This is a genomic window from Novosphingobium mathurense (genome assembly GCF_900168325.1).
GTDB classification, from domain to species: Bacteria; Pseudomonadota; Alphaproteobacteria; order Sphingomonadales; family Sphingomonadaceae; genus Novosphingobium; species Novosphingobium mathurense.
Window position 1 is genome coordinate 180,649 of the sequence record NZ_FVZE01000006.1, and the last position, 24,707, is coordinate 205,355.

Sequence of the window (24,707 nt, forward strand, 5' to 3'; positions counted from 1 at the left end):
ATGGACCTGCCGCCTGAACCCGGTCTTTCCTTCGAAGCGGCGGACCAGGAATGGGACGGCGTGGCGGCGGCCGAGGCGCACAAGGAAGCGCTCTATCTGGAGATCGAGGGCTGGGAAGGCCCGCTCGACCTCCTGCTTGACCTGGCCCGGCGGCAGAAGGTCGACCTGCGGCGCATCTCGATCCTGGAACTGGTCGACCAGTACCTGACCTACATCGAGCAGGCCGAGGCGCTGCGGCTGGAACTGGCGGCGGATTACCTGGTGATGGCGGCGTGGCTTGCCTACCTCAAGTCGGCGCTGCTGCTGCCCAAGGACGAACAGGCCGATCCCAGCCCCGAGGAACTGGCGCTGCGCCTGCAATTGCGCCTGCAGCGGCTGGGGGCGATGCGCGAGGCGGCAGCGCGCCTGATGGGCCGCGACAGGCTGGGGCGCGACGTTTTCCAGCGCGGTGCGCCCGAAGGCTTGCGGGTGGCCCGTCGCAATGCCTGGCAATGCACCTGGTTCGACCTCGTGCGGGCCTATGGCGATATCAAGATCCGCAGCGAGCCGGTGGTCCACATGGTGCGCGAGCGCATGGTGATGACGCTCGACAGCGCGATCGCCCGCGTCTCCTCGATGCTGGGCGTCTCGCTCGACTGGATGGAACTGCGCGAATTCCTGCCGCCGGCCCACGATTCCTGGGCCAATCCGCAGCTGCGCAAGTCGGCGCTGGCTTCCAGCTTCGTTGCCGCGCTGGAACTGGCGCGCACGGGCAAGGCGGAGATCGCTCAGGACGAAACATTCGGGCCGCTGCGGCTCAAGGCGGTGAAGCCATGAACGAAGACGCGATGACCGAAGAGAGCTTTGCAGAGGCCGGGGCGGCCGGGGCGACGGGACCCGACGATCTCGTCCGCGCAGTCGAGGCAGCGCTGTTCGCTTCCGAAGAACCGATGACCGTCGAAGCGCTTTCCGCGCACCTGGGGCAGGCCGACATCCGTCCGGCGCTGGCCGAACTGCAGAGCCATTACGAGGGGCGCGGGATCCACCTGGTGGAGCGCGGCAAGCGCTGGCATTTCGAAACCGCCCCGGACCTCGCCCATCTCCTGCGCCGCGAAAAGGAAGAGCTGCGCCGCCTGTCGCGCGCGGCGACCGAGGTATTGGCGATCGTTGCCTATCACGAGCCGGTCAGCCGCGCGGAAATCGAATCGATTCGCGGGGTGCAGACGGCCAAGGGAACGCTCGACGTGCTGATGGAAGCGGGCTGGGTGCGCGTGGCCGGGCGCCGCGAGGTGCCGGGCCGCCCGGTGATCTATGCCACCACGCCCGAATTCCTTGCGCACTTCGGCCTGCGTTCGCTCAAGGAATTGCCGGGCATCGACGAATTGCGCGCTGCCGGGCTGCTCGATCCTGTGGATGACGACATGATCGAGGCGGCGCTATCCGGTCCCGTTCCGGGAGAGCGCGATGCACCGGAAGAGGCTGATCATGGCGATGATGACGACGACGTGACCTGAACGGGTCAAATTCATGACAGGGTGGCAAGTTCCCCCGAAAATCCCTAGATGAGCCTCGTGGCGACCGGAATCGGTCGCACGGTTTGGAGTTGATGTTATGGGTAGCTTTTCGATCTGGCACTGGCTTGTCGTGCTCGTGATCGTACTGGTTCTGTTTGGCCGCGGTCGCGTCTCTGAAATCATGGGAGACTTCGGCAAGGGCATCAAGAGCTTCAAGGAAGGCATGAACGACGAGAAGTCGGAAGAATCCTCCACTCCGCCGGCTCAGATTTCGTCTAAGCCCGCTGATCCCTCGGCCACGCCGAGCGCCAGCGAGAACAAGACCGAGCAGTCGTAAGCCAGCGCAGAAAGCGACTTAAGCGATGTTCGACATCGGCGCATCAGAACTGCTGATGGTAATCATCGTGGCGGTCGTCGTCATCGGCCCCAAGGACATGCCGATGGCGATGCGCACGGCTGGCCGCTGGATCGGCAAGATGCGAAAGATCTCCGGCCATTTCCGCGCCGGCATCGACGCCATGGTGCGCGAGGCCGAGCTGGAGGAAATGGAAAAGCAGTGGCGCGCGCAGAACGAGGCGATCATGAAGGCGACACCGCAACTGCCCAGTGCCGAAGAGATGCAGGCCCCGATCGCCTCGCGTCAGGATAAGGCGGCTTCCGCTTCCGAAGCGACGCCGTCCGAAGCCGGCGCGACCGATGGTCCGCCGCCGCAGAGCGGTGAACAGTCCGCCGCTCAAGATGAAGCCCCGCGAGATGCGAAAGAACAGCAAAGCCGGCAGGCCGAACTGAATCTCCCGCCGCCGCCGCCCTGATCGAACGCTCCATGGCCTTCAAGATTTCCGATATCGACGATACCCAGGCGCCGCTGCTCGATCACCTGATCGAACTGCGCAGCCGGCTGATGCGCGCCTTTGCAGCCTTCGCGGTTGCCTTTGGCGTGTGCTTCTACTTTTCGAACGACATCTTCAGCTTCCTCGTTCGTCCGCTGACCGAGGCGTTCCCGGCAGGGCAGGGCAGGCTGATCTACACCAAGCTCTACGAAGCTTTCTTCGTCGAAGTGAAGATCGCGATTTTCGCGGCCTTCTTCGTGAGCTTCCCGGTCATTGCCAACCAGCTCTGGGCCTTCGTTGCACCGGGCCTCTACGCCAAGGAAAAGAAGGCTTTCCTGCCGTTCCTGATCGCGACCCCGGTGCTGTTCACGATGGGTGCGGCCATGGCCTACTACGTCGTCATGCCCACAGCCTTCCATTTCTTCCTGGGCTTCCAGGGCGACAAGGGCGGTCTCAAGCTGGAGGCGCTGCCGGGCACGGGGGATTACCTCGCGCTCGTCATGCAGTTCATCCTTGCCTTCGGGATCAGCTTCCTGATGCCGGTACTGCTGATGCTGCTCAATCGCGCCGGGATCATCACCCGCGCGCAGACCGCCGGTGCGCGTCGCTATGCCATCGTCGGCATCTTTATCGTCGCCGCTGTCGCCACGCCGCCCGACGTGATCTCGCAGCTCCTGCTGGCCATTCCGCTGCTGCTTCTGTTCGAAGGCACGCTGATCGTGATGTGGATTACCGAGAAGCGCGATGCGCGTCAAAAGGCGCAGGCCGACACCGCGGATTCCGTGGGTGAACCGGAGGCTCCTGCCAGCAACTGAGCTTCATGCGGGCTTTGGATATGTCCGCTCACCCTAAGCCTGTCGCGGGGCGTGCGCACGAAAAGGGCCGCATAAGAGCGGCCCGCCTTTCGGTTCATCGGCCCTCGATGGGCGAAACTTCGCCTTCGGCCTTGGTCGGCAGCACCCGGTCCTTGGCATTGGACCAGGCGAGCTTGCCACCGATCCACGTCTCGAGAACCCTGGTCTGGCGCAGTTGCTCGGGCGTCGCTTCCATCGGATCGGTGTCGACGAAGAGGAAGTCGGCGTCATAGCCCTTGGCGATGCGGCCAAGGCGGTCCTCGGCGAACATCGCGTAGGCCGCGCCGGTCGTGTAGGCGTTGATGGCCGCCTCGCGCGAGAGGATCTCCTGCGGCTTCCAGCCACCGATCGGCTGACCGTCCGCGCCCTGGCGCGTAACGGCGACGGCGATCCCTTCGAAGGGGTGGGCCGGTTCGACAGGGGTGTCCGATCCGAACGCCAGCGGCGCGCCGGTAGCGGCGATGGACTTCCACGCATAGGCGCCGGTCAGCCGGCTCGCGCCCAGTCGTGCTTCGGCCATCGGTCGGTCCGAAGCTTCGTGCTGCGGCTGCATCGAGGCGACGATGCCGTGTTCGCCGAAGCGCGCGATATCCACGGGAGCGACGATCTGGGCATGTTCGATGCGCCAGCGCCGGTCGCCCTTGTAGGTCTGCGACAGCTCGTCGATGGAATTGAGGACCGCCGCATTGGCGGCATCGCCGATGGCGTGGACGGCCACCTGGAAGTTGTCTATCGCCGCCCGGCTCATCAGGTTGCCCAACTGGGTTTCGCTGATCTGGGGCAGGCCCTTCGTTTCGGGCGCGTCGGCATAAGGCGCCTTGAGCCATGCCCCGCGCGAACCGAGCGCGCCGTCGAGGTAGAGCTTTACCCCGTTCATTTTCAGCCGGTCGCCATAAAGCCACGGTGTCGGACGGGGGCCGCCGATCAGCGTCATATTGTCGATCCCTGCGGCATAGGCGACAATGCGGATGCGCAGGTGGCCAAGGTCGGCGGCGCGGCGGTAGGCCTGCCAGTCCTCGATCGTGGTGCCCATGTCGGCAATCGCGGTCACGCCCGAGGCCAGCAGCGCCAGTTGCGCTTCGCCCAGCGCGGTATCACGGTCTTCGGGGCGGGGGCGGGGCACCTTGGCCTCAACCAGCGCGGTGGCGGCATCGACCAGCACGCCGGCCGGGGCCTTGCCACCTGCCGAGCGCAGGATCTGCCCGCCGGCCGGATCGGTGGTGGTGGCGGTGATACCGGCAGAAGCGAGGGCGGCGCTGTTGGCCCAGCCGGCATGGCCGTCGACGCGGGTAAGCCACGCGGGCTTGCCGCCGGTTACGGTGTCCAGCTCGGCTGCTGTCGGCATCCGGTCGATGCCCCAGTTCGCCTGGTTCCAGCCCGAGCCGAGGATCCAGGGCGTTTCCGGGTGGGCGGCAGCCCAGGCCGCGATCCGGGACAGTGCCTCCTCGAGCGATTTCGTCGCCGAGAGATCGAGGGTCATCCGGGCAAATCCGGTCTCCATGACGTGGCCGTGGGCGTCGATCATGCCGGGCACGACCACGCGATGCTTGCCGTCAACCTGATACTGGACTTTCTTGGGGCGCTTGTCGCCGTGGCGATAGACCTCGATCACGCGGCCGTCATCGCCGATCAGGAAGCCCTCGAAGCGCTCGATCCCGCCCTTGCCGTCGGGCGTCAGGCCCTCGACATTGTCGACAAGGACATCCGCGCGGGCGGGCGTGACGATCAGCAGCGCGAGCGCCGCCGCGGTGAAGTGCTTCACTTACGGCCCTTTTTCGGCAGTCGCTTGATGATCGCGCTGGTGTCGAGACGGCCGCCGCCCATGGCTTGGATCTCGGCGAAGAACTGGTCGATGAGCGCGGCGACCGGCAGCGATATGCCGAGGCCACGGCCTTCGTCGAGGCTGAGGCCAAGGTCCTTGCGCATCCAGTCGATGGCAAAGCCGAAGTCGAAGCAGTCCTCGTCCATCGACTGCCAGCGGTTGTCCATCTGCCATGACTGTGCCGCGCCGCCGGAAATCGCCTCGTAGACCTTGCCCATGTCGAGATGCGAGGCCTGAGCGAAGCGCACTGCCTCGGCCAGCGCGGCGACATTGCCGGCAATGCAGATCTGGTTGGCCATCTTGGCGATCTGGCCCGAGCCGGCCTTACCGACGTGGACGATGCGCTGCGAATAGGCTTCCATCACCGGTCGCGCCGCTTCCACCGCTTCGTTGCGCCCGCCGCACATCAGCGTGAGCGTGCCCTTCTCGGCGCCGATCTGCGAACCGGTCATCGGCGCGTCGATGCAATGGACCTGCAGGTCGCGCGCTTCCACCGAGATCTGGCGGGCGATGCGCGCCGATACCGTCGTGTGGTCGATGAAGACGCCGCCCTTCTTGAGCATCTTGAAGACGCCATTGGGTCCGAGCACGACTTCGGCGAGGTCGTCGTCGTTGCCCACGCAGGTGATCACCACGTCCGCGTCCTGCGCCGCATGCGCCGGGTTCGCGGCGATGCGATGGGCGAGTCCGGGATTGTCCTCCACCCATTTCTGCGCGCGTTCGGGCGAACGGTTGTAGATGGTGAGCTCATGGCCCGCCTTGGCAATGTGCCGCGCGATAGCGCCGCCCATCACGCCGAGGCCGAGGAAGGAAACCTTGCGTCGTTCGGTCATAGCGATGTCTTCTAGCGAGGGTCCGTGACGCTATCAATCTAAGCCGGGCCTCAGCCCACGCTTTCAATTTGCCCCGGTTTCCTTTACCCGCGCCACCCTATGGACCAGCAAACGCTCAAGACCGCCCCGGGGACCGATGGTGCCCTGCTGACTGCCGACGACGTTCGTGCGGCGGCGATGCGAATTATGGGCAAGGTCGTACGCACCCCGACGCTGCACTCCAATACGCTGAGTGCGATCACCGGTGCGGAAATCTGGCTGAAGTTCGAAAACCTGCAGTTCACCGCCGCCTACAAGGAGCGCGGCGCGCTCAATGCCCTGCTGCTGCTGTCCGAAGAACAGAAGCAGCGCGGCGTCATTGCCGCTTCGGCAGGCAATCACGCGCAGGGGCTGTCGTACCACGGCACCCGCCTTGGCGTGCCGGTGACGATCGTCATGCCCAAGACCACCCCGCTGGTGAAGGTCATGCAGACCGAGAGCGTGGGCGGCAAGGTCGTGCTCGAAGGCGAAAGTTTCGACGAAGCCTATGCTCATGCGCGAAAGATGGAGGCCGAGCTTGGCTTCACCTTCATCCATCCCTTCGACGATCCGCACGTCGCCGCCGGTCAGGGGACTGTCGCGCTCGAGATGCTCGAGGACGTGCCCGAGATCGATACGCTGGTGCTGCCGATCGGCGGTGGCGGCCTTGCCTCGGGCATGGGTACCGTTGCGCGTGCGATCAAGCCGGGCATCGGTCTGATCGGCGTCGAGGCGCAGCTCTATCCCTCGATGTACAACCTGCTCAAGGGCACCAACCTGCCGGTCGGCGGCGATACGCTGGCCGAAGGCATTGCGGTGTTCGAGCCGGGCAAGTTCACCTCAAAGGTGCTGCGCGGCCTGCTCGACGAGTTCCTGCTGGTGAGCGAATCGCGCATCGAAAGCTCGCTTGCCCTGCTGCTTCAGATCGAGAAGACCCTGGTCGAGGGCGCCGGTGCGACCGGCCTCGGCGCGGTCATGGCCAACCGTGAGTTGTTCGCCGGCAAGAAAGTCGGCATCGTACTTTCGGGCGGCAATATCGACACCCGCCTGCTTGCCAACGTCCTGCTGCGCGACCTTGCCCGTTCGGGCCGACTCGCGCGTCTCAAGATCGGCCTGCAGGACCGCGCCGGTGCGCTCTACAAGGTCGCCAAGGTGTTCCACGAGCATAACGTGAACATCGTCGAGGTGCTGCATCACCGCATATTCACCAATCTGCCGGCCAAGGGACTGCTGACCGAGATCGAGTGCGAGGCGCGCGACCGCGAGCAGCTCGAGACGCTTGTTTCGGCCCTGCGCTCTGCCGGATACGAAGTGCGGCAGGTCGAGACCGACTGAACCCTTCCGGTTTCCGGCCTCGTCAGGAAACCGGCCAGGCGTTGAAACCCGAACGCGATGCCGCGCGTTGCAGGTGCATGGCGCTCGATTATCTCGACTTCACCGGCGATTGCGTCGTCGTGACCGGCGGCAGCTCGGGGATCGGGAAGTCCTGCGCCATGGCGCTGGCCGGACGTGGGCTGGCGGTAGCGATTACGCACTTTCATGATCCGGACGAGGCCGACGAAGTGATCGGCCGGATTCATGCCAATGGCGGGCGGGCCATCGCCTGCGATGCCGATGTCGGTGACGAGGATGACGTCGAGGCGCTTTTCGCAGCTGCCGAATCCGCCTTTGGCCCTGTCCGCCTGCTGGTGAACAGCGCCGGCCGCAACATGAGCGGGACGGCGGTGCAGGACATGAGCCTGGACCATTTCGATAGGGTCATGCGTGCCGACCTCTATGGCCCGTTCCTCACCTGCCGGCGTTTCGTGCGCGGGCTGGAAGGCAAGGATAACCCCGGGGGCGGCGGCAGGATTGTCAATGTCTCATCGATTCACGAAGCGGCGCCGCGGGCCGGGGCCGTCGATTACGACAGCGCCAAGGGCGGGTTGGCACAACTGACCGCCACGCTTGCACTCGAACTGGCGCCGCGCGGCATAGCAGTGAACGGTGTGGCGCCGGGCATGATCCTGACTCCGATGAACCAGTCGGCGCTCGACGATCCGAAGGAGCGGGCGCGCAGGGCCCGGGCGATCCCTTGGGGCCGGGCCGGACGTCCCGAGGAAGTGGCCGAGCTTGTCGGCTACCTGCTGTCCGATCGCGCCGATTATATTACCGGGACCACGGTTAAGATTGATGGGGCCCTTTCGCTCAAGGTAGCGCAAGATGCCTGATCGGGAATGGACCAGTCAGAGAAGTGCTAAGGTTTTGATTCACTTACGCCCCGAACCGGGACAAGTTGCCGCGGTCAGGGGGGCTGCGGGTCGAAACCTCCGGTTCGAGGCCAGTTTTGTAGTTAAAAGACTTTCAACTAACTGCCTGCGCATGCATATTCGGTCTGCAACTGAAAGGCCGATGGTCGCAAGCAAGTAAAGGAAGAGGCGCCTCCGTGACGGCTCCCGTTCGATTTCCGAGGTTCTTCGTGACCAGCCCCGCGCCGTGCCCCTATCTGCCTGGGCGCAGCGAGCGAAAGGTGTTCACGGAGCTCAAGGGGCCGCACGCGGACTCCCTGAACGATGCGCTCAGCCGCATCGGCTTCCGTCGCAGCCAGACCGTCGCCTATCGCCCCTCCTGCCTTGATTGCAATGCCTGCGTCTCGGTGCGTGTCGTCGCCAGCGAGTTCACGCCCTCGGGCACGCAGAAGCGCATGCTGAAGCGGAACGGAGACCTGATCGCCACCGTCTGCCGTCCGTGGTCGACCGGTGAGCAGTTCCAGCTCCTGCAAAAGTATCTCGGCGCGCGCCATCCCGAAGGCGGCATGACCTCGATGGACGAGGTCGACTTCGCCGACATGGTCGAGCACACGCCGGTCACCAGCTACGTCGTCGAGTATCGCGAACCGTCCGCCGACGGCGTGACGCCGGGCCGCCTCGTCGGTGCCTGCCTTACCGACCGCCAGTGCGACGGGCTGTCGATGATCTACAGCTTCTACGATCCGGAGCACGATTCGCGGGCAGGGCTGGGTACCTACATAATCCTGGACCACATCCATAAGGCGCAGGAAATGGGCCTGCCCTACGTCTATCTCGGCTACTGGGTCGAAGGTTCGCCGCGGATGCAGTACAAGGTGCGCTACCGCCCGATGGAACGCCTTGGCCGTTCGGGCTGGGAACGTTTCTCGCCCGAAGAGCAGGACAAGCTCATCGCCGCCGTGGTCAAGAACCCGGACGGGCACGGCAAGGCCGGTGCCGGTGGGCGCAAGGACGGGGTCCCCTCCATCGCCAACTGACGATCCGGCCTGGCGCGCATTGTGTCAGCCGCGGTAGAGAGCCGCCTCTTCAGCGCGCCGCTTTTTCAGGCCGGGTAGCGGCTTGCCGTCGTTGTAGATCCACTTCGCAAATTCCAGGGCCGCTTCGGCAAAGCGCTTCTCTCTGTGCAGGCGGGTGAGCGTGGCCTTGCGGATGGCGCCGGTGTTGTAGTGGAACGAGACGAGGGCATCGAACTGCCCCTGCGTCGTCGCGGCATCGCCCAGCGCTGCATGAACTTCGTCCACGAAGCGCACGATGTCCCTGTCGAAGCGGGCGTCGCACTGTTCCTGTGTCCAGACCAGGCCCTTGCGGATGTCCGATCCGGTCGAGCCCCAGCCGATCGTCCAGGGCTCGCCTGTGGCGCTGCCGGGATCGGGATAGGCTTCGAAGCGGCCATCCGGTCGGCGTCGCGCACAGCCTTCCCACTTGCGAATCAGGGAACGGCCTGCCTCGCCCAGCGTGAAACCGGCAGCGGCAGGGCCGACGTGGTTTGCGCTGTCGATGGCGGCGTCGAGCAGCGCCACGTCGGATGGCCTGAAGCCGCGGCCCAGAAGCTGGCGCACGGCATCGAAAATCGGTTTGCGATTCATAAAGGACTAACCCTTCCGGTTCGTGGGAAAGGCGATCCAAGTAAACTGCAGGCGTGTCTGTAGGAAAATGGTTTCTGGAAACCGGACAGGCAAAGGCCCGCTGCACCGTCGTGAAGCGGGCCTTCGGGTCAGTCAGGTGTGAAAGGTCAGATCTTCTTGAGGATTCCGGTCAGCGGAATGGCGATGCTTGAGCCGCCGGCGAGCGCTTCGCCGTCGAACGTCGCCTGCGAACCGTCCGGCGCGGAAACCGAGATTGCATCGCCTTTTCTGGTGAAGGTCAGTTCCTCGCCGCTGACCGTGGGCATCGAGACTTCGCCGTTCTGGCTGGCGTCGATTGCCGCGGAAATGTCCTGCGGGGTCAGGTAGCCCGGGATGAGGTGATCCTTGAGCAGGGCGGCAAGCGCTGCGTGGTCTTCACCGCCCGTCAGTTCCTTGGCCGAATCGCCCAGGGCCGCAAAAGCGGCATCCTCGGGCGCAAGCAGGGTGTAGCTGCCCTTGCCTTCGAAAATGCCGCTGATGCCGGTTTCCTTGAGGGCTTCCGCTACGGTCTGCAGGCCGTCCGCATCGTCGAGCAGGGCAGGCAGTGATTCGCTTTCGGGCGTGGCCAGTTCGGCGGCGCCGGTGCTGTCGTCCTCCGGCGTGCCGCCCGAACAGGCGGCAATCGCAAGACTGGCGCCGCCAAGCAGCGCGACGGTGAGGTGTTTGATCCGCATCTTCGTTTCCCTCCCGGTCAGACAAGCAGTTCGATGGCGGCCTGCACCAGCCGCGTGGTGGGATCGATCTGGTAGACGTAGCCATCGCTGTAGCGATACATCGCGTCCGGTCCGTCATAGTACTGGTCGCGATAGTCGTAAGGCACGTTGTAGACGTCGTAGCCCATCGGCATCGGCTGGCCGATCCGGATGTCGTTGCCGGTCAGCAGCGCTGCGACCGAATGGATCGCGGAGGTATCCGGATCGACGCGGTAGATCGTGTCGTCATAATACCGATAGCCGTTTGCCGGGCCGAGATCGTAGTAGCTGTCGTAGTAAGTCGGCAGCGTCACCGGCTGGTAGGTGGAAGGCCAGACCTGGCCGATTCCCAAGGCACCGCCCAGCAGCGGGATGTAACTCAGGATGCTGTCGCCTGCGCCAAGCCGCAGCATGTAGCCGTCGGCATAGCGGTAGCGATAGGACCGGTCGTAATCGTTGAAGTACCACGCCGGGTCTAGCCAGCTGACATCGCGCGGCTTGGCCAGGCCGGGCGGGGTGCAGCCGTTGTATTTCTTGGCGAGGCCCGGCGGGCAGCCATCGTAGGGATGGCGCCGGTCGAGCGAAGCCCAGTCGAAGCTGCGGCGATCGATGACCACGCGGACCCGGTCGTTGGTGGGGACGACGAAGTCCCTGCCGCCATGGCCCTTGTAGGTGACGCGCTTGATGTCCTTGCGCTCGGGCGGGCGCGGGCCGGCGGCAAAGGCCTTGTCGTCCGCGTTTCCGGGGCGAGTGTCGTTGGCTTTCTTGTCGACCTTGTGGTCCGCCATGCGCTGCGGGGCATCTCCGGCCTGCGGGTGCTTTTGTGCCTTGGCCGGAGCGTCGTGGACCGGCGACTGCATGGTCTGGCGTGAGGCCTGCCTTTCGGTCTTCTCGGGCTTGCCTTGGGCATCGCCGCCGCCAGGTGCCTTGGCAGGCTTGTTGTCGGGCCTGGATGTCGCAGGGCCCTTGACGTCGCCTTGCGGCCCCCTGGCATTGCCGAGCGCGGCTTGCTTGCCGCCGCCCCGGTCCTTGCCGTGATCGCTGCCATGGTCGTTGCCGCCGGGCGCGGCGGAGGCGGCCCCGGCGATCAGGGCCAGGCTCGCCACGCTGCCGATTAAGATCCTTTGCATCATTTGCACCTCCTTGGGTTGGCAGTTGCAACGCGGATCGGCGACAGTTCGTTCCCTCGGGGCTCTCCGTCGCTTCGGGCGAGCGACGGGGTGGACCGCTCGCGATTAATCGTCGCTGACTGCAGTGTGCATTTGTCATCACAAAGGGCGGCGGCGGCAGCGGACAGCACGGAAAAGGGCGCCTGGATTGCTCCAGGCGCCCCACTCGGCGAACCGATTGTCCCTTCCGGAGAAGGGAGCGAAATCAGGCGCTGTAGTACATGTCGAACTCGACGGCCGACGGCGTGGTTTCCCAACGCAGCACTTCCGGCCACTTCAGTTCGAGGTAGGATTCGATCTGGTCGGCAGTGAACACGCCGCCCTCGATGAGGAAGTCGTGGTCAGCGGCCAGAGCTTCGAGAGCTTCACGCAGCGAACCGCAGACGGTCGGCACTTCGGCGAGTTCGGCCGGCGGCAGATCGTAGAGGTTCTTGTCCATGGCGTCGCCCGGATGGATCTTGTTCTTGATGCCATCGAGGCCAGCCATGAGCAGCGCGGCGTAGCACAGGTAGGGGTTGGCCATCGCGTCGGGGAAACGGAATTCCACGCGCTTCGCCTTGTCACCCGCACCGTAGGGGATGCGGCACGAGGCCGAACGGTTGCGCGCCGAGTAGGCGAGCAGAACCGGGGCTTCGTAGCCCGGCACCAGGCGCTTGTAGCTGTTGGTGGTCGGGTTGGTGAAGGCGTTGAGGGCCTTGGCGTGCTTGATGACGCCGCCGATGAAGTACAGGCAGGTGTCCGACAGGCCGGCATACCCGTTACCGGCGAAGGTGTTCTTGCCTTCGTCCCAGATCGAGATGTGCGTGTGCATGCCCGAGCCGTTGTCCTTCATGATCGGCTTCGGCATGAACGTGGCGGTCTTGCCATAGGCCTGAGCGACCATGTGCACGACGTACTTGTAGATCTGCATGCGGTCGGCGGTGGTGACCAGCGTACCGAAGGTCAGGCCGAGTTCGTGCTGCGCGGCAGCCACTTCGTGGTGGTGCTTGTCGCAGGGCAGGCCCATTTCGATCATGGTCGTGACCATTTCGGCGCGGATGTCGACAGCCGAGTCGACCGGAGCGACCGGGAAGTAGCCGCCCTTGGCACGCGGACGGTGAGCCAGGTTGCCCTGGTCGTACGACTTGTCCGAGTTGCCCGGCAGTTCGATGTCGTCGAGCTTGAAGCCGTTGCCATCGTAGCCGTCGTAGAACTTCACGTCGTCGAACATGAAGAATTCGGCTTCGGGGCCGACGTACACGGTGTCGCCGAAACCGGCAGCCTTGACGAAGGCTTCGGCGCGCTTCGCGGTCGAGCGCGGGTCACGGCCGTAGAGGTCGCCGGTCGAGGGTTCGACGATGTCGCAGAACAGGATCAGCATCGGGGTGGCCGAGAACGGATCGGTGTAGACGGCATCGAGGTCGGGCTTGAGGATCATGTCCGACTCGTTGATGGCCTTCCAGCCTTCGATCGACGAACCGTCGAACATGAGGCCGTCTTCCAGTTCGTCCTCACCAAGAACCGAGGACACCATCGTCAGGTGCTGCCACTTGCCCTTGGGGTCGGTGAAGCGGAGATCAACCCACTCGATTTCCTCGTCCTTGATCTTCTTAAGGACGTCCTTTGCACTTGCCATTTCCGTTGTTCTCCAGTCTTGCCCTGCCGCCGCGCGGAAGGGGATCAGGGGTTATTGGCACTCCAGGAATTCTACCGGCCCCCCGTGCCGGATTGTTCCCCAGTCCGGCTCAAGCCGGAATTTGAGAAAGCCCTCGGATCAGAGGGCGTCGTCGTCCCGTTCGCCGGTGCGGATGCGCACCGCGGTCTCGACCGGGATGACGAAGATCTTGCCGTCGCCGATGCGGCCGGTCTGCGCGGCTTCGGCAATCGCCTCTACCACGCGGTCCGCCAGGGCGTCGGCCACGACGACCTCGAGTTTCACCTTGGGCAGAAAGTCTACGACGTACTCGGCACCGCGATAAAGCTCGGTATGCCCCTTCTGACGCCCGAAGCCCTTTGCTTCGGTGACGGTGATGCCCGAAACGCCCACTTCGTGAAGCGCTTCCTTCACTTCATCGAGCTTGAACGGCTTGATGATGGCTTCGATCTTTTTCACGCCTGTCTAGACCCCTGCACTTGATCCCGGATTTCCGAAGAGGTTTTCCGGTCCGGGAACCAGATGCCTCGCGCGCGACTCCCATCAAGAATCGTGCCAATACGGTTGCCCACTAGGTAGGACATGTGTGCAGCCGCGAAAAGACCGGAATCGTTCGATTTACCCTATCGAATGCGGTGTTTCGGCAATGTCCGGCGGGCAAGATGCACAACATCTGTTCAATATTCAGGCAAGCCCTGCCTCAAAATTGTGCAATGCGCCCAATAGGGCGTCAGCACGAGGCGCGGCGGGGGTGGCTCCGGGAACCGGGTAAGGCAACGGGCAGCCGGAAGGGCTTGACGACCGTTCCGGCCGTGAAGCCGTTGTTGGTGGGGCCAACCGGCGCTCTATCGGCGCCGGGGCGAAAGGCCGGCTCGTCAGAGACGCAGTCCTGCGGTTTCGGGCAGGCCGGCCATGATGTTGAGGTTCTGGACCGCGGCGCCGCTGGCGCCCTTGCCCAGATTGTCGAGCATGGCAACGAGGCGGGCCTGGCTGCCGTCGGCAGAGCCGAAGACGCGCAGGGTCAGCGTGTCCACCGGCTGCATCGAAGCGCGCAACAGCAGCTCGCCCGGTTCGTCGTCGACGACCGAAACGATCGGGCTGCCGGTATAAGTCTCGCTTAACTTTTCGCGCAGGGCATCGGGCGAGCCGGCATTCTTCATGGCGCCAAGGTGCAGCGGCACTTCGACGACCATGCCGCGATGCGCGGCGACGACGGCGGGCGCGAAGAGCGGTGCAACCGAAAGACCGGCATGAACCGTCATTTCGGGCACGTGCTTGTGTCCCATGGCCAGGCCATAGGCGCGGAATGCGATGTCGCGGTCTTCCTCGAAGCGCCCGATCAGCGCCTTGCCACCGCCCGAGTAACCGGAAACGGCATGGCACACGTAAGGCCAGTCGGCCGGTAGCAGCCCGGCGGCCACGAGCGGCGCGACGAGGGCGAGGAAGCCGGTCGGATAGCAGCCCGGATTGCTGACGCGCATGGCCGAGGCAATTGCGTCGCGGCCGACCAGCTCGGGAAAGCCGTAGGTCCAGCCATCGGCGGTGCGGTAGGCGGTCGATGCGTCGATCACGCGGGTACGGTCGTTGCGGATCATCGCGACGGCTTCACGGGCGGCATCGTCGGGTAGGCACAGGACGACGAAGTCCGCGTCGTTGAGCGCTTCGGCGCGCGCAGAGGCGTCCTTGCGGCGTTCGTCGTCGAGAATGACGAGGTCGAATTCGCTGCGGCTGCCGAGCCGATCGGCAATTTCGAGGCCGGTGGTACCGGCGGCGCCGTCGATGAAGACCGTCGTGCTCACTGCTCGATCACCTCAATCCCGGAAAGCGCGACGTAGCCGACCTGGCCATCCTCGCCGAGCTGGCCCCAGGCCCAGTTGCCGGCGATATCCAGCACGTTGAAGGTTTCGCCTGCGGGCAGTTCGCGGATCGCGTCTGCATCCTCGCGCCCGGCGATGCGCAGGATCGCGCCCGGAAGCACCTTGTGCGGCATCGGCACCGAGTAGTGCGGCACGAAGTAGAGACCGGCGAGCTTGATGTGCGCCAGATCCCCGCGAACCGGAAGACAGCCGGGATCCGCGGTCACACTCGGCCCGGTCATGGCAAGAATGCCGTCGATCCGGGGGGGACGGGTATGGGAATCCTCGATGGCCAACGCGGTCATGTCTCCAAAGTCAAAGATGGGCGCGCTTAGCTGGGGCATGGCCAAGAAGCAAGGTTTCGGCGAGTCATTTGCCGTACCGCTGTCTTAGCATATTCCAGCTCGCCCGCAGACCCAAAGCGTCTCCCCCCTTCGGACGACCCGGCTTGGCGGAAGGCCGCCAGGCGAAGGTGTCGAAATGGGCCCAGTCGACGCCCTTGGGGACGAAGCGGTCGAGGAACAGCGCCGCGGTGCAGGCGCCGGCAAAGCCGCCGCTGCCGGCGTTATTGATGTCGGCCACGTCGGACTTGAGCATTTCACGGTAGCCTTCGTGCAACGGCAGGCGCCAGCACGGATCGTCGCTGGCAAGGCCGCCGTCGAGCAGGGCCTGCGCCGTTGCGTCCTCGCGCGCGAAGAGCGCGGGCAGGTCGGGGCCGAGCGCGACCCGGGCCGCACCGGTCAGCGTCGCGAAATCGATGATCAGCTCCGGCTCCTTCTCTCCGGCACGGGCGAGGGCGTCGCCGAGGATCAGGCGGCCTTCGGCATCGGTATTGCCGATCTCCACCGAGATGCCTGCGCGACTGCGCAGGACGTCGCCCGGGCGGAAGGAGTTGGCTGAAACCGCGTTTTCGACGGCGGGGACCAGCAGGTGCAGCCGCACCGGCAGCTTCGCGTCCATGATCAGCCGCGCCAGCGCCAGGGCATGCGCCGCGCCGCCCATGTCCTTCTTCATCAGCAGCATGCCCGAGGACGGCTTGATGTCGAGCCCGCCCGAATCGAAGCAGACGCCCTTGCCGACGATGGCGATCTTCGGGTGCTTGGGATCGCCCCATTCCAGCTCGATCATGCGCGGCGCGTGGCTGCGCCCGGCAGCGCGGCCCACGGCATGGACCATCGGGTACTCGCGTTCGAGCATGTCGGCGCGGGTCACGTGGATTTCCGCGCGATAGGCCTTGGCAAGGCTTTCGGCCTCCGCCTCGAGCTGGCCGGGACCCATGTCCTCGGCCGGGGTGTTGACGAGGTCGCGGACCAGTTCGACGGCCTCGGCTTCGGCGGTGATCGCGTCGATCTTGCCCGCCTCTGCGGTCAACAGAACGCGCGGGCCTTCCTCGGAAGGATCGGAGCGATAGCGCTCGAAGCTGTATTGTCCGGTGATCCAGCCGAACATCGCGCGGCCCGGCTCGGCGCCGTGGCAACGATAGGTGCCGGCAGGCAGCGCATCGGCGAGCTTGGCGAGGCACCAGCTGGACAGTTCCCCGGTCCGGGCGACGCCTGCCACCACGACCCAGCCGTCGCCATCGGGCACGATCGCGTGCTCGCCTGCATCGGCGGTGAACTTGTGCGCGTCGAGCGCGGCGCGCTGGGCCGCGGTGCGTTCCTTGAGGAAGGCATCCAGTCCGTCCTTGTCGACGAGGTGGATTGCCACGGCCTTCTGGCCCCGGTCCGGCTGAATCAAAGGGTTCTTGTCGCTCATATCGAGTTTCTCTAGCGTTGGCTCAGGCCCGAGTGCGAGAGGAAATTTATGCGAATTGGCGGATTGGTGTTGGCAAGCGTTCTCCTGGCAGGCGGCTGTTCGGGCAAGCAGGCCGATGCCCCGGAGGATCAGCCTTCGCTTTCAGCCTCGAATGATGCCGGGGTTGGCGGTACGGGAGCCGGCTCGGCCTCGCAGGCGGCGACGTCCGATGGCGCTTCGCCGGACGCGCAGGCTGCAGCAGCCATGGGGCGCAAGGAAGAAGCCTCGAACGACCTTTACGAGTTCGCTTACGAGTATCCCGATCAGGCCGGCGCGATTCCCGGGCTGCGCGCGCGGCTCGATGCCAAGCTGGATGAAACCCGCAAGGCGCTGATCGCCGAATCGCGCGACGACCGGCGCGAGGCGAAGAAGAACGACTTTCCCTATCACGCGCACAGCAGCCAGACTTCATGGAAGGTGGTAACCGACCTGCCGGGCTGGCTGTCGCTGTCCTCGGAGTTCTACGTTTTTTCCGGTGGCGCCCACGGCATGAGCGGCTTCGATTCGCTGCTGTGGGACAAGCAGGCCGACGCGGCCCGCAAGCCCGAAACCCTGTTCACCAGCGAAGCGGCCCTGCGCTCGGCGATCCGCAGGCCCTTCTGCAGTGCGCTCGACAGGGAGCGGGAAAAGCGACGCGGGGTGCCGGTGCAGCGTGGCAGCGACGACATGTTCAGCGACTGCATCGATCCGCTCGAAAGCACGGTGATTCTCGGCTCGTCGAACGGCAAGACCTTCGATCGCCTCGGAATTCTTGTCGGTCCCTATGCGGCCGGGCCCTATGCCGAAGGCACTTATGAGATCACCTTGCCGGTCACCTCGGCCGTCCTTGGCACGGTGAAGCCCGCCTACAAGGACAGTTTTTCGATCGGCAACTGATCTTTCGCGATTGCGAGCATCTCGCATTTGGCGGGCAAGATCGCTATGTGGGGGCCATGAGCGAATACCAGATTGTCGAACCCGGAAGTGAAACCGTCCTGCGCGACGGCACCATCAAGCTGCACGGACCCGAGGCTTTCGAGGGCATGCGCAAGGCCGGGCGCCTTGCTGCCGCGATCCTCGACGAAGTGGCCGCGATGGTGCAGCCGGGTGTCACCACGGCTGAAATCGACGACAAGGTTCGCGAACTGACGCTCGACGGCGGTGCGGTTCCGGCGACACTGGGCTATCGCGGCTATGCGCATTCGTGCTGCATCTCGATCAACCATGTCGTGTGCCATGGCATTCCTTCGGAAAAGACGCTGAAGGAAGGCGATATCCTCAACATCGACGTGACCCCGCTGCTGGATGGCTGGCACGGCGATTCCAGCCGCATGTACTTCGCGGGCGAGCCCTCGCTGAAGGCGCGCAAGCTGGTCGATGTGACTTACGAGTGCCTGATGATCGGCATCGAGCAGGCCAAGCCCGGCAACCGCGTGGGCGACATCGGCGCGGCGATTCAGGCCTATGCCGAATCGCACCGCTACGGCGTCGTTCGTGAGTTCTGCGGGCACGGTCTCGGTCGCCTGTTCCACGATGCGCCCGAAGTGGTCCACGCCGGTCGTCCCGGCACCGGGCCGCTGCTCAAGCCCGGCATGTTCATGACCATCGAGCCGATGATCAACCTGGGCAAGCCGCCGGTGAAGCTGCTCAACGACGGCTGGACCGCGGTCACGCGTGACAAGTCGCTTTCGGCCCAGTTCGAACACTCGATCGGCATTACCGAGGACGGCTGCGAGATCTTCACGCTCAGCCCGGCGGGCCAGCACAAGCCGCCCTACGCCTGACCCCGACCGTGGCCGGGGCTGAAAGGCCCCGCCGCAACCGCGCGGCGCCCGGCGCGTTGACGCCTCTGCCATGATCCGCGCCAAGTTTCCCGGAATTTGCCTACTGCTCGCGCTTGCGGCGGCGCCCGGCCTGTTCCTGCCGGGCACGGCCCATGCGGGTCCATGCCCTGTCGAACATGTCGGAAAACTCGGCACCGGCGCCTGGCCGGTCGATGGCGAGAACGCTCTGCAGGCCGATCTGGCGCGCCTGCACGGCGGCTGGTTCTACACCTGGCAGGCGAAGTCGGGGCTAAGCGATGCCCGCTTCGTGCCGATGATCCGGTCGGGCCGGGATCTGCCGCAGGTCTTCGCCACGGCTTCGCCAGTGCTGCTGACCTTCAACGAACCGGACGAAGCGAAGCAGGCGAACATGAGCGTCGAGCTTGCGCTGGCCTATTGGCCGACGCTGATGGCGACGGGCAAACGTCTCGGATCACCGGCGACCGGTACGGGCAACGAACTGGGACCTGACAGCTGGCTCGGCCGCTTCATGGCCGGGGCAGGCGCGCACGGTTATCGCGTCGATTTCATCGCCGTCCACCACTATGCGCAGTCCCCGGATATCGACGCATTCCGCCGTCGCCTCGAGCGGATCCACGCGGCTTATGACAGGCCGATCTGGGTTACCGAATGGGCGCTGGCCGACTGGACGCGGCCGGGCCGCTTTTCCGTTGCCGAACAGGCATCGTTCTTCCGCCGCGCCTCTGCGATGCTGGATGACTTGCCCTTTGTCGAACGCCACGCGTGGTTCGGGCTCTACGAGGGGCTCGACGGCTGGAACCTGCATTCCGGGCTGGTCGCAGGCGGCAGGCTCACCGAGGTCGGCAGGGCCTTCGTCGATCTCGCCACCTGCGAGGCCGCACCGGACGATCCGGAATAGCCCTGCCGCTCAGAAGCTGATCACGGCCTCGCCGATGGCATTCCACACGTCGGCCAACTGATCCTCCGTGATGCAGTAGGGCGGCATGACGTAGACCGTATTGCCCAACGGACGCAGCAGGATCCCGCGCTCGCGGAAGAAGGCCATGAGGTCGGGCGCCAGCGTATCGAGATAGCCCCCTTCGCCCGAGGTCTTGAGGTCGAGCGCGGCAATCGTCCCGCATTGGCGGGCGTTGTCGAAGTGGCAGAAGCTCTCGAGCTTTTCCAGCCAGCGCGCCTGCCGCCCGGCCAGTGTGGCGATACGCTCGCGCACCGGTTCCTCGCGCCAGATCTGCAGGTTCGCGTGGGCTGCCGCGCAGGCGAGCGGGTTGGCGGTGTAGCTGGACGAGTGGAAGAACATCTTCGCGCGCTCGGTCGACCAGTGCGCCTCGAATATCGCCTCGGTCGCCATCGTGACCGCCAACGGGATCGCGCCGCCGGTAAGGCCCTTGGACAGGCACAGGATGTCCGGCGCGACGCCCGCCTGTTCGCAGGCGAGCAGGGTGCCGGTGCGGCCCCAGCCGGTCATCACTTCGTCGGCAATGAACAGCACGCCGTGGCGTGCGCAGACCTCGTGCATCTGCGCCAGCGTTTCCGGGGTGTAGATCAGCATGCCGCCTGCGCCGAGCACCAGCGGCTCGACGATGAAGGCGGCGGTATCGTTCTGGCGGCAGATCGCGTCCAGCGCATCGAGCGTGGCCTGCTCTGTTCCCGCGGCGGGGAAGGGCACGGTCCCGACGTCGAACAGTAGCGGTTCATAGGCCTGGTTGAACACGCCGCGTGCACCTACCGACATCGCGCCGATGGTATCGCCGTGGTAGCTGTGTTCCATCACGACGATGCGGTGCCGCGCCTCGCCCCGCGCGTGCCAGTAGCCGAGCGCCATCTTCAGCGCGACTTCGACGGCGGTCGATCCGGAATCGGAGAAGAACACCCGCGACAGGTTCTGCGGCATGATTGCGCGCAGGCCGGCGGCCACCGCTTCGGCGGGTTCATGGGTCCAGCCGGCGAAGATGATCTGGTCGAGCTTGCCCGCCTGTTCGGCGATGGCGGCCATGATCTTCGGGTTGCAGTGCCCGTGCGTCGTCACCCACCACGACGAGATCGCATCGATGTAGGATTTGCTCTCCGCGCTATGGAGCAGCGCGCCCTCGGCGCGTTCGACCATGGGGATCGGTTCGCGCAGGCCGTGCTGCGTGAAGGGGTGCCAGACAGATGACGTCACCGGGTGAAATCCTCCAGTCGAAAATGTTCGGCAAAGGCCGCGCGCAGGGTTTCGGGCGTCAGCGGATCGAGCCGCGGCAGGCGGCCCAGGCGGCGGACCTTGCCCATCTCGCAGATCGTCGCCTCGCTGTCTTCCACGGCATCGCCGACGAAGGCGATACCGAGAATGGCGATGCCGCGCCCCCGCAGCGCCTCGATCGACAGGAGCGAATGATTGATCGTGCCCAGCATGGTCCGCGCGACGATCACGACCGGGCATTGCCAGCGCGCGAACTGGTCGGCGTAAGTCATCTGGCGGGTGAGCGGCACGAGGGCACCGCCGGCTCCTTCGATCACCAGCGGCCCGTCGACCTGCGGCAGGGCGAGCCGTTCCGGATCGATGGCGACCCCGTCGATCTCGGCGGCAAGGTGGGGCGAGCAGGGTGTCGTGAGGCGATAGGCGTCGGGCAGCACGCGCTCCGGCGCGATACCGGCGAGACGGGCCACGCGGTCGCGGTCGCCGCCGTCGGCTTCCAGTCCGGCCTGCACGGGTTTCCAGTAATGGGCGCCGAGCGCGCCGGTCAGGGCGGCGGCGAAAACGGTCTTGCCGATTTCGGTGTCGGTGCCGGTGACGATGATGGGGGTGGTTGGCATGGTCGTTTCACCTAGCGCGATGAAGGTGACAGGTCACGACCTCGTATGTCACCGCGCTCCCCGATTGTTCGAAGCGGGTCATGACCTTGCGCAGGACGCCAGGCGGCAGCGGGCGATGGCGTGGCGAGGACGTACCGGCGCCGATGGCCTTGAGCGAGCGCAGGAATGCACGGGCATCGGCATGGCTTTCGACAAGTGCCTCGATGTCGAGCGCGGCCGGGGCAAGCCGGGTGAAGTCCTCGACCGGGCGGAATTCCGGCGTTCCGGCGACCAGCCCCTCGGACGTGTGAGCTTCGCGCCATTCGGCAAAGGTGCGGGGCCCCAGCGTCGTCACGAGGCAGTGACCGCCCGGCGCGAGCCATTCGGCCATGCGGGCCAGTGCGGCAGGCGCATCGGTGAACCACTGCAGGGCAAGGCTGGAGCAGATGAGATCGAAAGGCCCGCCTTCCGGAGTGCCGAATTCCCCGTCCATCGTCGCGAATCGGCGCGAGGGCGCATCGCCCAGGTTGGCCCGGCAACGCTCGACCATTTCAGGGGCGATGTCGGTGATCGTCCAGTCCCCGCCGATTCCTGCCGCGACCAATGCGCGCGTCAGGAAGCCGGTGCCGCAGCCGATCTCCAGCACGCGGGGGCTTTGCGGCAGGTCGAGCGCGGCGATACGCTCGGCGAGGCGCACGGCGACACTGCGCTGGACGCGGGCATGGCCCTCGTAGTCCGGCGCCCTGGCGAAGGCCGTTGCGATACGTTCGCGTTGCCCGGTCATGCCAGCACCCCGGTCATGTCGCGCACCGCCTGCGCGCAAAACGCCGGGTCTTCGAACGGGAGGAGATGGCCGCCGCTTTCGTGCCTAAGGTGCCGTGCGGCTACGCCGGCAAAGCAGGCCTCGCGCATGGCCTCGGGAAGTAGTGGATCCCCGCCAGCCTGTACGATGAGGACCGGCACTTGCGGCAAGGGCGGCCGGGAATCGCGCAAGTGCAGCAGGTCTTCGCGCAGCGGGGCGGGATCGATCCGGGCCAGAGGCTGGTCGCAGCCGACGCGCTGGCGGAATTCTTCGACCACCGGGCGCGGCTCGCGGTCGAACCGGCGCAACATCAGGTCGACGACGCGGGTCGGTACGCCCGGACTGTCGGGTGCGGCGGTGAAGCGCTCGAACCCGTTGATCGCGACGATGCCGGCGAGCCCCGGAGGCGGATCGGCGAGGATCCGCATGGTGCCGAAGGAGTGGGTTATCGCAAGGCAGGGGCCTTCGACCGCCGGGACCAGCGGATCGCCGAAATAGCCGCGGTCGTCGCGGTACTGCTCCCATTCACCGAGGAGCGGAGCGAGGGCGTCCCAGAAATGCCGGTCGAAGCCCCAGCCGTGGCAGAACAGCAGTTTCACCGCTGCGCCTCTATCGCGGCGAGCAGGGCGTCGATGTCGGCCTCGCTCTGGCTGGCGCGAAGGGCGATGCGCAGGCGGCTGGTGCCCGGCGGGACCGTGGGCGGGCGGATCGCGGAGGCCAGGAAGCCTGCCTGCTCCAGCCGGGCCGAAAGCGCCATGGCATCGGCTTCAGCGCCGATCACCGCAGGCACGATCTGGGTGCTCGACTCGCCATGGTCGAGGCCGAGGCGCGCAAGGCCGCTGCGCAACCGCTCGCCCAGCATGGCCAGGTGGGTCCGCTCGGCCTCCATGCCCGGCACGAGATCGAGCGCCGCATCGATGGCGCCGAGTACCGCAGGCGGCGGCGCGGTCGTGAAGATGAAGCCGCTGGCAGTGTTGACGAGATAGTCGATCAGCGCCTGCGAGCCCGCGACATAGGCTCCGAACCCGCCGAGCGCCTTGCTGAAGGTGCCCATGGTCAGGTCGACCCGGCCCGGCACTTCGGCCGACAGGCCTGCGCCGCCCGGACCCAGCACGCCGGTGGCATGGGCCTCGTCGATGAAAAGCACGGCATCGTGGGCCTCGGCGATCATGGCAAGGCGCGCCATGTCGGCGCGGTCGCCGTCCATGCTGAACACGCTTTCGGTCAGGATCACTCGGGCCGGGGCATCGCGCCCCTTGTCCGCCAGCAGCGTTTCGAGGTGGTCGAGGTCGTTGTGGCGGAAGCGGTGCTGGCGCACGCCGGCAATGGCGATGCCCGCGTGCATGCTGGCGTGGATCAGCCGATCGGTGAAGACGGCGGCCCCCGGTAAGGCGGCGAGCAGGGCGGGAATCGCCGCGGCATTGGCCTGCCAGCCGCTGGCGAAGATCAGAGCGGCTTCGGTTCCCTTGAACTTTGCGATGCGCGCCTCGAGCGCAAGGTGCGCCTCGCTGGTGCCCGTCACCAGTCGCGATGCGCCTGAACCGGTGCCCAACTTCGCGGTCCATTCGCGCGCACGCTCGGCCAGCAGCGGATGACGCGCGAGGCCGAGGTAATCGTTGCTGGAAAAGTCGACCAGTTCGCGCCCCTCGCGGATCACGCGGCCGCCGCCGGCGAGGGCAGCCGCACGCAAGGTGCGGCGCTGACCGGCGCTGTCGATCCGCGCCAGCGCGGACCTGAGAAGGGAATCGAGCCTGCTCATCGCAGGTGCCGGTATGGCAAGCGGAGCCTTTGCACAATGGCGCGACGGAAATCGGTGCCCCGGGCACGGCATTTCATCGCGGGGCCGTACTGGATTTTTTAAGAGTTTACGGGCTATGCAATCGATAGCATATTGCATTCCCTAACGCCCGAAGTCGGACGCGGGCGTTGATTGGCCCGGTGCCGGATCGCTTCTCTTCCATTCTCTCTCCGCGATCCTGCACCGGGCACTTTTCCGGGGCACGCGCCGCAGCGATGCAAGAGATCAGCCTTCGAACAGGTCGAGGTAGGCCACCACGTCGTTGTCGGTGGCGATGAACAGCCCATCCTGCACGTCTTCGGGCTGCTGCGCCGCGATCTGCATGGCTTCGGACAGGGGGCCGTAGAACAGGGTCTGCGCGGCGCCGCCTTCGGGGCCGGCATCGAGGTGATAGAGGCGCACCGTCGCGCTTTCGTAAGTCGTGCGCATCAGTCCACGTCCCCGTTCCCGTCTGAGTCTCTCTCGCGCTTCGCCCCGTCTAGCGTCCGGTCGAGGCGGGCCGCTTCGGCTTCGCTCGCCTTGCGCTCGGCCTTCGTGCGTCCATGCAAGGCGCGGTTGCTGTGCGCCTGCGCCTTGTCGGCGGCGCGGTCCCTGGCCTTGCGGGCCAGACGAAGGTTGATGATCTCGGCCATGTCCGGCCCGTC

Annotated in this window: 28 protein-coding genes; 11 read left to right on the forward strand and 17 right to left on the reverse strand. The window is 65.7% G+C overall.

From position 1 onward, the window contains the following. From B5483_RS17325 to tatC, 5 genes are all read left to right on the forward strand, one after another. Positions 1–816 carry a segregation and condensation protein A gene (locus B5483_RS17325; RefSeq protein ID WP_054947035.1) on the forward strand — a complete coding sequence of 272 codons (816 nt, stop codon included), beginning with the start codon at positions 1–3 and terminating at the stop codon, positions 814–816. Positions 817–827: 11 nt separating this feature from the next. Beyond that, positions 828–1,493, forward strand: coding sequence for an SMC-Scp complex subunit ScpB (gene scpB / locus B5483_RS17330; protein ID WP_079731367.1), 666 nt, complete (start codon positions 828–830; stop codon positions 1,491–1,493). Between the two features lie 97 nt (positions 1,494–1,590). Then, complete coding sequence (locus B5483_RS17335) at positions 1,591–1,830, forward strand: twin-arginine translocase TatA/TatE family subunit (protein WP_054947034.1); 240 nt, start codon at positions 1,591–1,593, stop codon at positions 1,828–1,830. Positions 1,831–1,855: 25 nt separating this feature from the next. After that, the gene (gene tatB / locus B5483_RS17340) at positions 1,856–2,305 is read left to right on the forward strand and encodes a Sec-independent protein translocase protein TatB (RefSeq protein WP_054947033.1); all 450 of its coding nucleotides are present in this window, start codon (positions 1,856–1,858) and stop codon (positions 2,303–2,305) included. 11 nt (positions 2,306–2,316) lie between these two features. Next, the gene (gene tatC, locus B5483_RS17345; RefSeq protein ID WP_079731290.1) at positions 2,317–3,138 is read left to right on the forward strand and encodes a twin-arginine translocase subunit TatC; all 822 of its coding nucleotides are present in this window, start codon (positions 2,317–2,319) and stop codon (positions 3,136–3,138) included. Positions 3,139–3,232: 94 nt separating this feature from the next. On the opposite strand, the gene B5483_RS17350 is transcribed toward tatC, so the two are convergent. Together B5483_RS17350 and B5483_RS17355 are read right to left on the reverse strand one after the other, a co-directional pair. Then, entirely contained in the window at positions 3,233–4,939 is a 1,707-nt protein-coding gene (locus B5483_RS17350) for an amidohydrolase (RefSeq protein ID WP_079731291.1), read from the reverse strand. Then, a complete protein-coding gene (locus B5483_RS17355; RefSeq protein WP_079731292.1) occupies positions 4,936–5,832 on the reverse strand; it encodes an NAD(P)-dependent oxidoreductase in 897 nt (298 codons plus the stop codon). The genes B5483_RS17350 and B5483_RS17355 overlap by 4 nt, the downstream gene beginning before the upstream one ends. A 99-nt stretch (positions 5,833–5,931) precedes the next feature. Between B5483_RS17355 and B5483_RS17360 the strand changes: the two genes are divergently transcribed. The 3 genes from B5483_RS17360 to B5483_RS17370 all read left to right on the forward strand — a co-directional run bounded on the left by B5483_RS17360 (position 5,932) and on the right by B5483_RS17370 (position 9,115). Then, positions 5,932–7,185, forward strand: a complete 1,254-nt coding sequence (locus B5483_RS17360; RefSeq protein WP_054947029.1) for a threonine ammonia-lyase — start codon at positions 5,932–5,934, stop codon at positions 7,183–7,185. 77 nt (positions 7,186–7,262) lie between these two features. Further along, positions 7,263–8,060, forward strand: a complete 798-nt coding sequence (locus tag B5483_RS17365; protein ID WP_079731294.1) for an SDR family NAD(P)-dependent oxidoreductase — start codon at positions 7,263–7,265, stop codon at positions 8,058–8,060. 215 nt (positions 8,061–8,275) lie between these two features. Continuing rightward, positions 8,276–9,115, forward strand: a complete 840-nt coding sequence (locus tag B5483_RS17370; protein ID WP_079731296.1) for an arginyltransferase — start codon at positions 8,276–8,278, stop codon at positions 9,113–9,115. A gap of 24 nt (positions 9,116–9,139) precedes the next feature. On the opposite strand, the gene B5483_RS17375 is transcribed toward B5483_RS17370, so the two are convergent. The 8 genes from B5483_RS17375 to B5483_RS17410 all read right to left on the reverse strand — a co-directional run bounded on the left by B5483_RS17375 (position 9,140) and on the right by B5483_RS17410 (position 16,868). Continuing rightward, a complete protein-coding gene (locus tag B5483_RS17375; RefSeq protein ID WP_079731297.1) occupies positions 9,140–9,724 on the reverse strand; it encodes a lysozyme in 585 nt (194 codons plus the stop codon). Positions 9,725–9,870: 146 nt separating this feature from the next. Then, positions 9,871–10,437, reverse strand: coding sequence for a fasciclin domain-containing protein (locus tag B5483_RS17380; RefSeq protein WP_079731299.1), 567 nt, complete (start codon positions 10,435–10,437; stop codon positions 9,871–9,873). A gap of 17 nt (positions 10,438–10,454) precedes the next feature. Next, entirely contained in the window at positions 10,455–11,585 is a 1,131-nt protein-coding gene (locus tag B5483_RS17385) for a hypothetical protein (RefSeq protein WP_079731368.1), read from the reverse strand. Positions 11,586–11,829: 244 nt separating this feature from the next. Further along, entirely contained in the window at positions 11,830–13,239 is a 1,410-nt protein-coding gene (gene glnA, locus B5483_RS17390) for a type I glutamate--ammonia ligase (RefSeq protein WP_054946094.1), read from the reverse strand. A gap of 138 nt (positions 13,240–13,377) precedes the next feature. Then, entirely contained in the window at positions 13,378–13,716 is a 339-nt protein-coding gene (locus B5483_RS17395) for a P-II family nitrogen regulator (RefSeq protein ID WP_007013120.1), read from the reverse strand. A 416-nt stretch (positions 13,717–14,132) separates the two neighbouring features. Continuing rightward, positions 14,133–15,056: an N-acetyl-gamma-glutamyl-phosphate reductase gene (gene argC, locus B5483_RS17400; RefSeq protein ID WP_054946095.1), complete on the reverse strand. Its 924-nt coding sequence runs from the start codon at positions 15,054–15,056 to the stop codon at positions 14,133–14,135. Next, positions 15,053–15,418, reverse strand: coding sequence for an SH3 domain-containing protein (locus B5483_RS17405; RefSeq protein ID WP_054946172.1), 366 nt, complete (start codon positions 15,416–15,418; stop codon positions 15,053–15,055). Before B5483_RS17405 ends, argC begins: the two co-directional genes overlap by 4 nt. A gap of 64 nt (positions 15,419–15,482) precedes the next feature. Next, a complete protein-coding gene (locus tag B5483_RS17410; RefSeq protein WP_054946096.1) occupies positions 15,483–16,868 on the reverse strand; it encodes a leucyl aminopeptidase family protein in 1,386 nt (461 codons plus the stop codon). Between the two features lie 66 nt (positions 16,869–16,934). On the opposite strand from B5483_RS17410, the gene B5483_RS17415 reads away from it, so the two are divergent. The 3 genes from B5483_RS17415 (at position 16,935) to B5483_RS17425 (ending at position 19,589) form a co-directional block, all read left to right on the forward strand. Further along, entirely contained in the window at positions 16,935–17,783 is an 849-nt protein-coding gene (locus B5483_RS17415) for a DUF4163 domain-containing protein (RefSeq protein WP_231634639.1), read from the forward strand. Positions 17,784–17,839: 56 nt separating this feature from the next. Continuing rightward, entirely contained in the window at positions 17,840–18,670 is an 831-nt protein-coding gene (gene map, locus B5483_RS17420; RefSeq protein WP_054946098.1) for a type I methionyl aminopeptidase, read from the forward strand. Between the two features lie 70 nt (positions 18,671–18,740). Continuing rightward, a complete protein-coding gene (locus B5483_RS17425; protein ID WP_079731300.1) occupies positions 18,741–19,589 on the forward strand; it encodes a glycosyl hydrolase in 849 nt (282 codons plus the stop codon). Between the two features lie 9 nt (positions 19,590–19,598). Here the strand turns inward: B5483_RS17425 and B5483_RS17430 are convergent, their stop codons facing one another. The 7 genes from B5483_RS17430 to B5483_RS17460 all read right to left on the reverse strand — a co-directional run bounded on the left by B5483_RS17430 (position 19,599) and on the right by B5483_RS17460 (position 24,695). Then, complete coding sequence (locus B5483_RS17430; RefSeq protein ID WP_079731301.1) at positions 19,599–20,852, reverse strand: adenosylmethionine--8-amino-7-oxononanoate transaminase; 1,254 nt, start codon at positions 20,850–20,852, stop codon at positions 19,599–19,601. Next, on the reverse strand, positions 20,849–21,484 hold the full coding sequence (gene bioD, locus B5483_RS17435) for a dethiobiotin synthase (protein ID WP_054946101.1): 636 nt from the start codon (positions 21,482–21,484) through the stop codon (positions 20,849–20,851). The genes B5483_RS17430 and bioD overlap by 4 nt, the downstream gene beginning before the upstream one ends. A gap of 7 nt (positions 21,485–21,491) precedes the next feature. Further along, complete coding sequence (locus B5483_RS17440; RefSeq protein ID WP_079731302.1) at positions 21,492–22,247, reverse strand: methyltransferase domain-containing protein; 756 nt, start codon at positions 22,245–22,247, stop codon at positions 21,492–21,494. After that, positions 22,244–22,864, reverse strand: a complete 621-nt coding sequence (locus B5483_RS17445; RefSeq protein WP_079731304.1) for an alpha/beta fold hydrolase — start codon at positions 22,862–22,864, stop codon at positions 22,244–22,246. Before B5483_RS17445 ends, B5483_RS17440 begins: the two co-directional genes overlap by 4 nt. Beyond that, positions 22,861–24,024, reverse strand: coding sequence for an aminotransferase class I/II-fold pyridoxal phosphate-dependent enzyme (locus B5483_RS17450; RefSeq protein ID WP_079731305.1), 1,164 nt, complete (start codon positions 24,022–24,024; stop codon positions 22,861–22,863). Before B5483_RS17450 ends, B5483_RS17445 begins: the two co-directional genes overlap by 4 nt. 264 nt (positions 24,025–24,288) lie before the next feature. After that, positions 24,289–24,492: a hypothetical protein gene (locus tag B5483_RS17455; protein WP_054946105.1), complete on the reverse strand. Its 204-nt coding sequence runs from the start codon at positions 24,490–24,492 to the stop codon at positions 24,289–24,291. Then, entirely contained in the window at positions 24,492–24,695 is a 204-nt protein-coding gene (locus tag B5483_RS17460) for a DUF4169 family protein (protein ID WP_079731307.1), read from the reverse strand. Before B5483_RS17460 ends, B5483_RS17455 begins: the two co-directional genes overlap by 1 nt. Positions 24,696–24,707 lie beyond the last annotated feature (12 nt).

Bases quoted from the DNA above. Each gene is read 5' to 3' on its own strand.
- tatC (WP_079731290.1), top strand. From the start codon at position 2,317: ATGGCCTTCAAGATTTCCGATATCGACGATACCCAGGCGCCGCTGCTC.
- B5483_RS17455 (WP_054946105.1), bottom strand. From the start codon at position 24,492: ATGCGCACGACTTACGAAAGCGCGACGGTGCGCCTCTATCACCTCGAT.
- B5483_RS17425 (WP_079731300.1), top strand. From the start codon at position 18,741: ATGATCCGCGCCAAGTTTCCCGGAATTTGCCTACTGCTCGCGCTTGCG.
- B5483_RS17440 (WP_079731302.1), bottom strand. From the start codon at position 22,247: ATGACCGGGCAACGCGAACGTATCGCAACGGCCTTCGCCAGGGCGCCG.
- B5483_RS17410 (WP_054946096.1), bottom strand. From the start codon at position 16,868: ATGAGCGACAAGAACCCTTTGATTCAGCCGGACCGGGGCCAGAAGGCC.
- glnA (WP_054946094.1), bottom strand. From the start codon at position 13,239: ATGGCAAGTGCAAAGGACGTCCTTAAGAAGATCAAGGACGAGGAAATC.
- B5483_RS17375 (WP_079731297.1), bottom strand. From the start codon at position 9,724: ATGAATCGCAAACCGATTTTCGATGCCGTGCGCCAGCTTCTGGGCCGC.
- B5483_RS17355 (WP_079731292.1), bottom strand. From the start codon at position 5,832: ATGACCGAACGACGCAAGGTTTCCTTCCTCGGCCTCGGCGTGATGGGC.
- scpB (WP_079731367.1), top strand. From the start codon at position 828: ATGACCGAAGAGAGCTTTGCAGAGGCCGGGGCGGCCGGGGCGACGGGA.
- B5483_RS17335 (WP_054947034.1), top strand. From the start codon at position 1,591: ATGGGTAGCTTTTCGATCTGGCACTGGCTTGTCGTGCTCGTGATCGTA.
- B5483_RS17450 (WP_079731305.1), bottom strand. From the start codon at position 24,024: ATGAGCAGGCTCGATTCCCTTCTCAGGTCCGCGCTGGCGCGGATCGAC.
- B5483_RS17365 (WP_079731294.1), top strand. From the start codon at position 7,263: ATGGCGCTCGATTATCTCGACTTCACCGGCGATTGCGTCGTCGTGACC.
- B5483_RS17380 (WP_079731299.1), bottom strand. From the start codon at position 10,437: ATGCGGATCAAACACCTCACCGTCGCGCTGCTTGGCGGCGCCAGTCTT.
- bioD (WP_054946101.1), bottom strand. From the start codon at position 21,484: ATGCCAACCACCCCCATCATCGTCACCGGCACCGACACCGAAATCGGC.
- map (WP_054946098.1), top strand. From the start codon at position 17,840: ATGAGCGAATACCAGATTGTCGAACCCGGAAGTGAAACCGTCCTGCGC.
- B5483_RS17325 (WP_054947035.1), top strand. From the start codon at position 1: ATGGACCTGCCGCCTGAACCCGGTCTTTCCTTCGAAGCGGCGGACCAG.
- B5483_RS17405 (WP_054946172.1), bottom strand. From the start codon at position 15,418: ATGACCGCGTTGGCCATCGAGGATTCCCATACCCGTCCCCCCCGGATC.
- B5483_RS17360 (WP_054947029.1), top strand. From the start codon at position 5,932: ATGGACCAGCAAACGCTCAAGACCGCCCCGGGGACCGATGGTGCCCTG.
- B5483_RS17460 (WP_079731307.1), bottom strand. From the start codon at position 24,695: ATGGCCGAGATCATCAACCTTCGTCTGGCCCGCAAGGCCAGGGACCGC.
- tatB (WP_054947033.1), top strand. From the start codon at position 1,856: ATGTTCGACATCGGCGCATCAGAACTGCTGATGGTAATCATCGTGGCG.
- B5483_RS17385 (WP_079731368.1), bottom strand. From the start codon at position 11,585: ATGCAAAGGATCTTAATCGGCAGCGTGGCGAGCCTGGCCCTGATCGCC.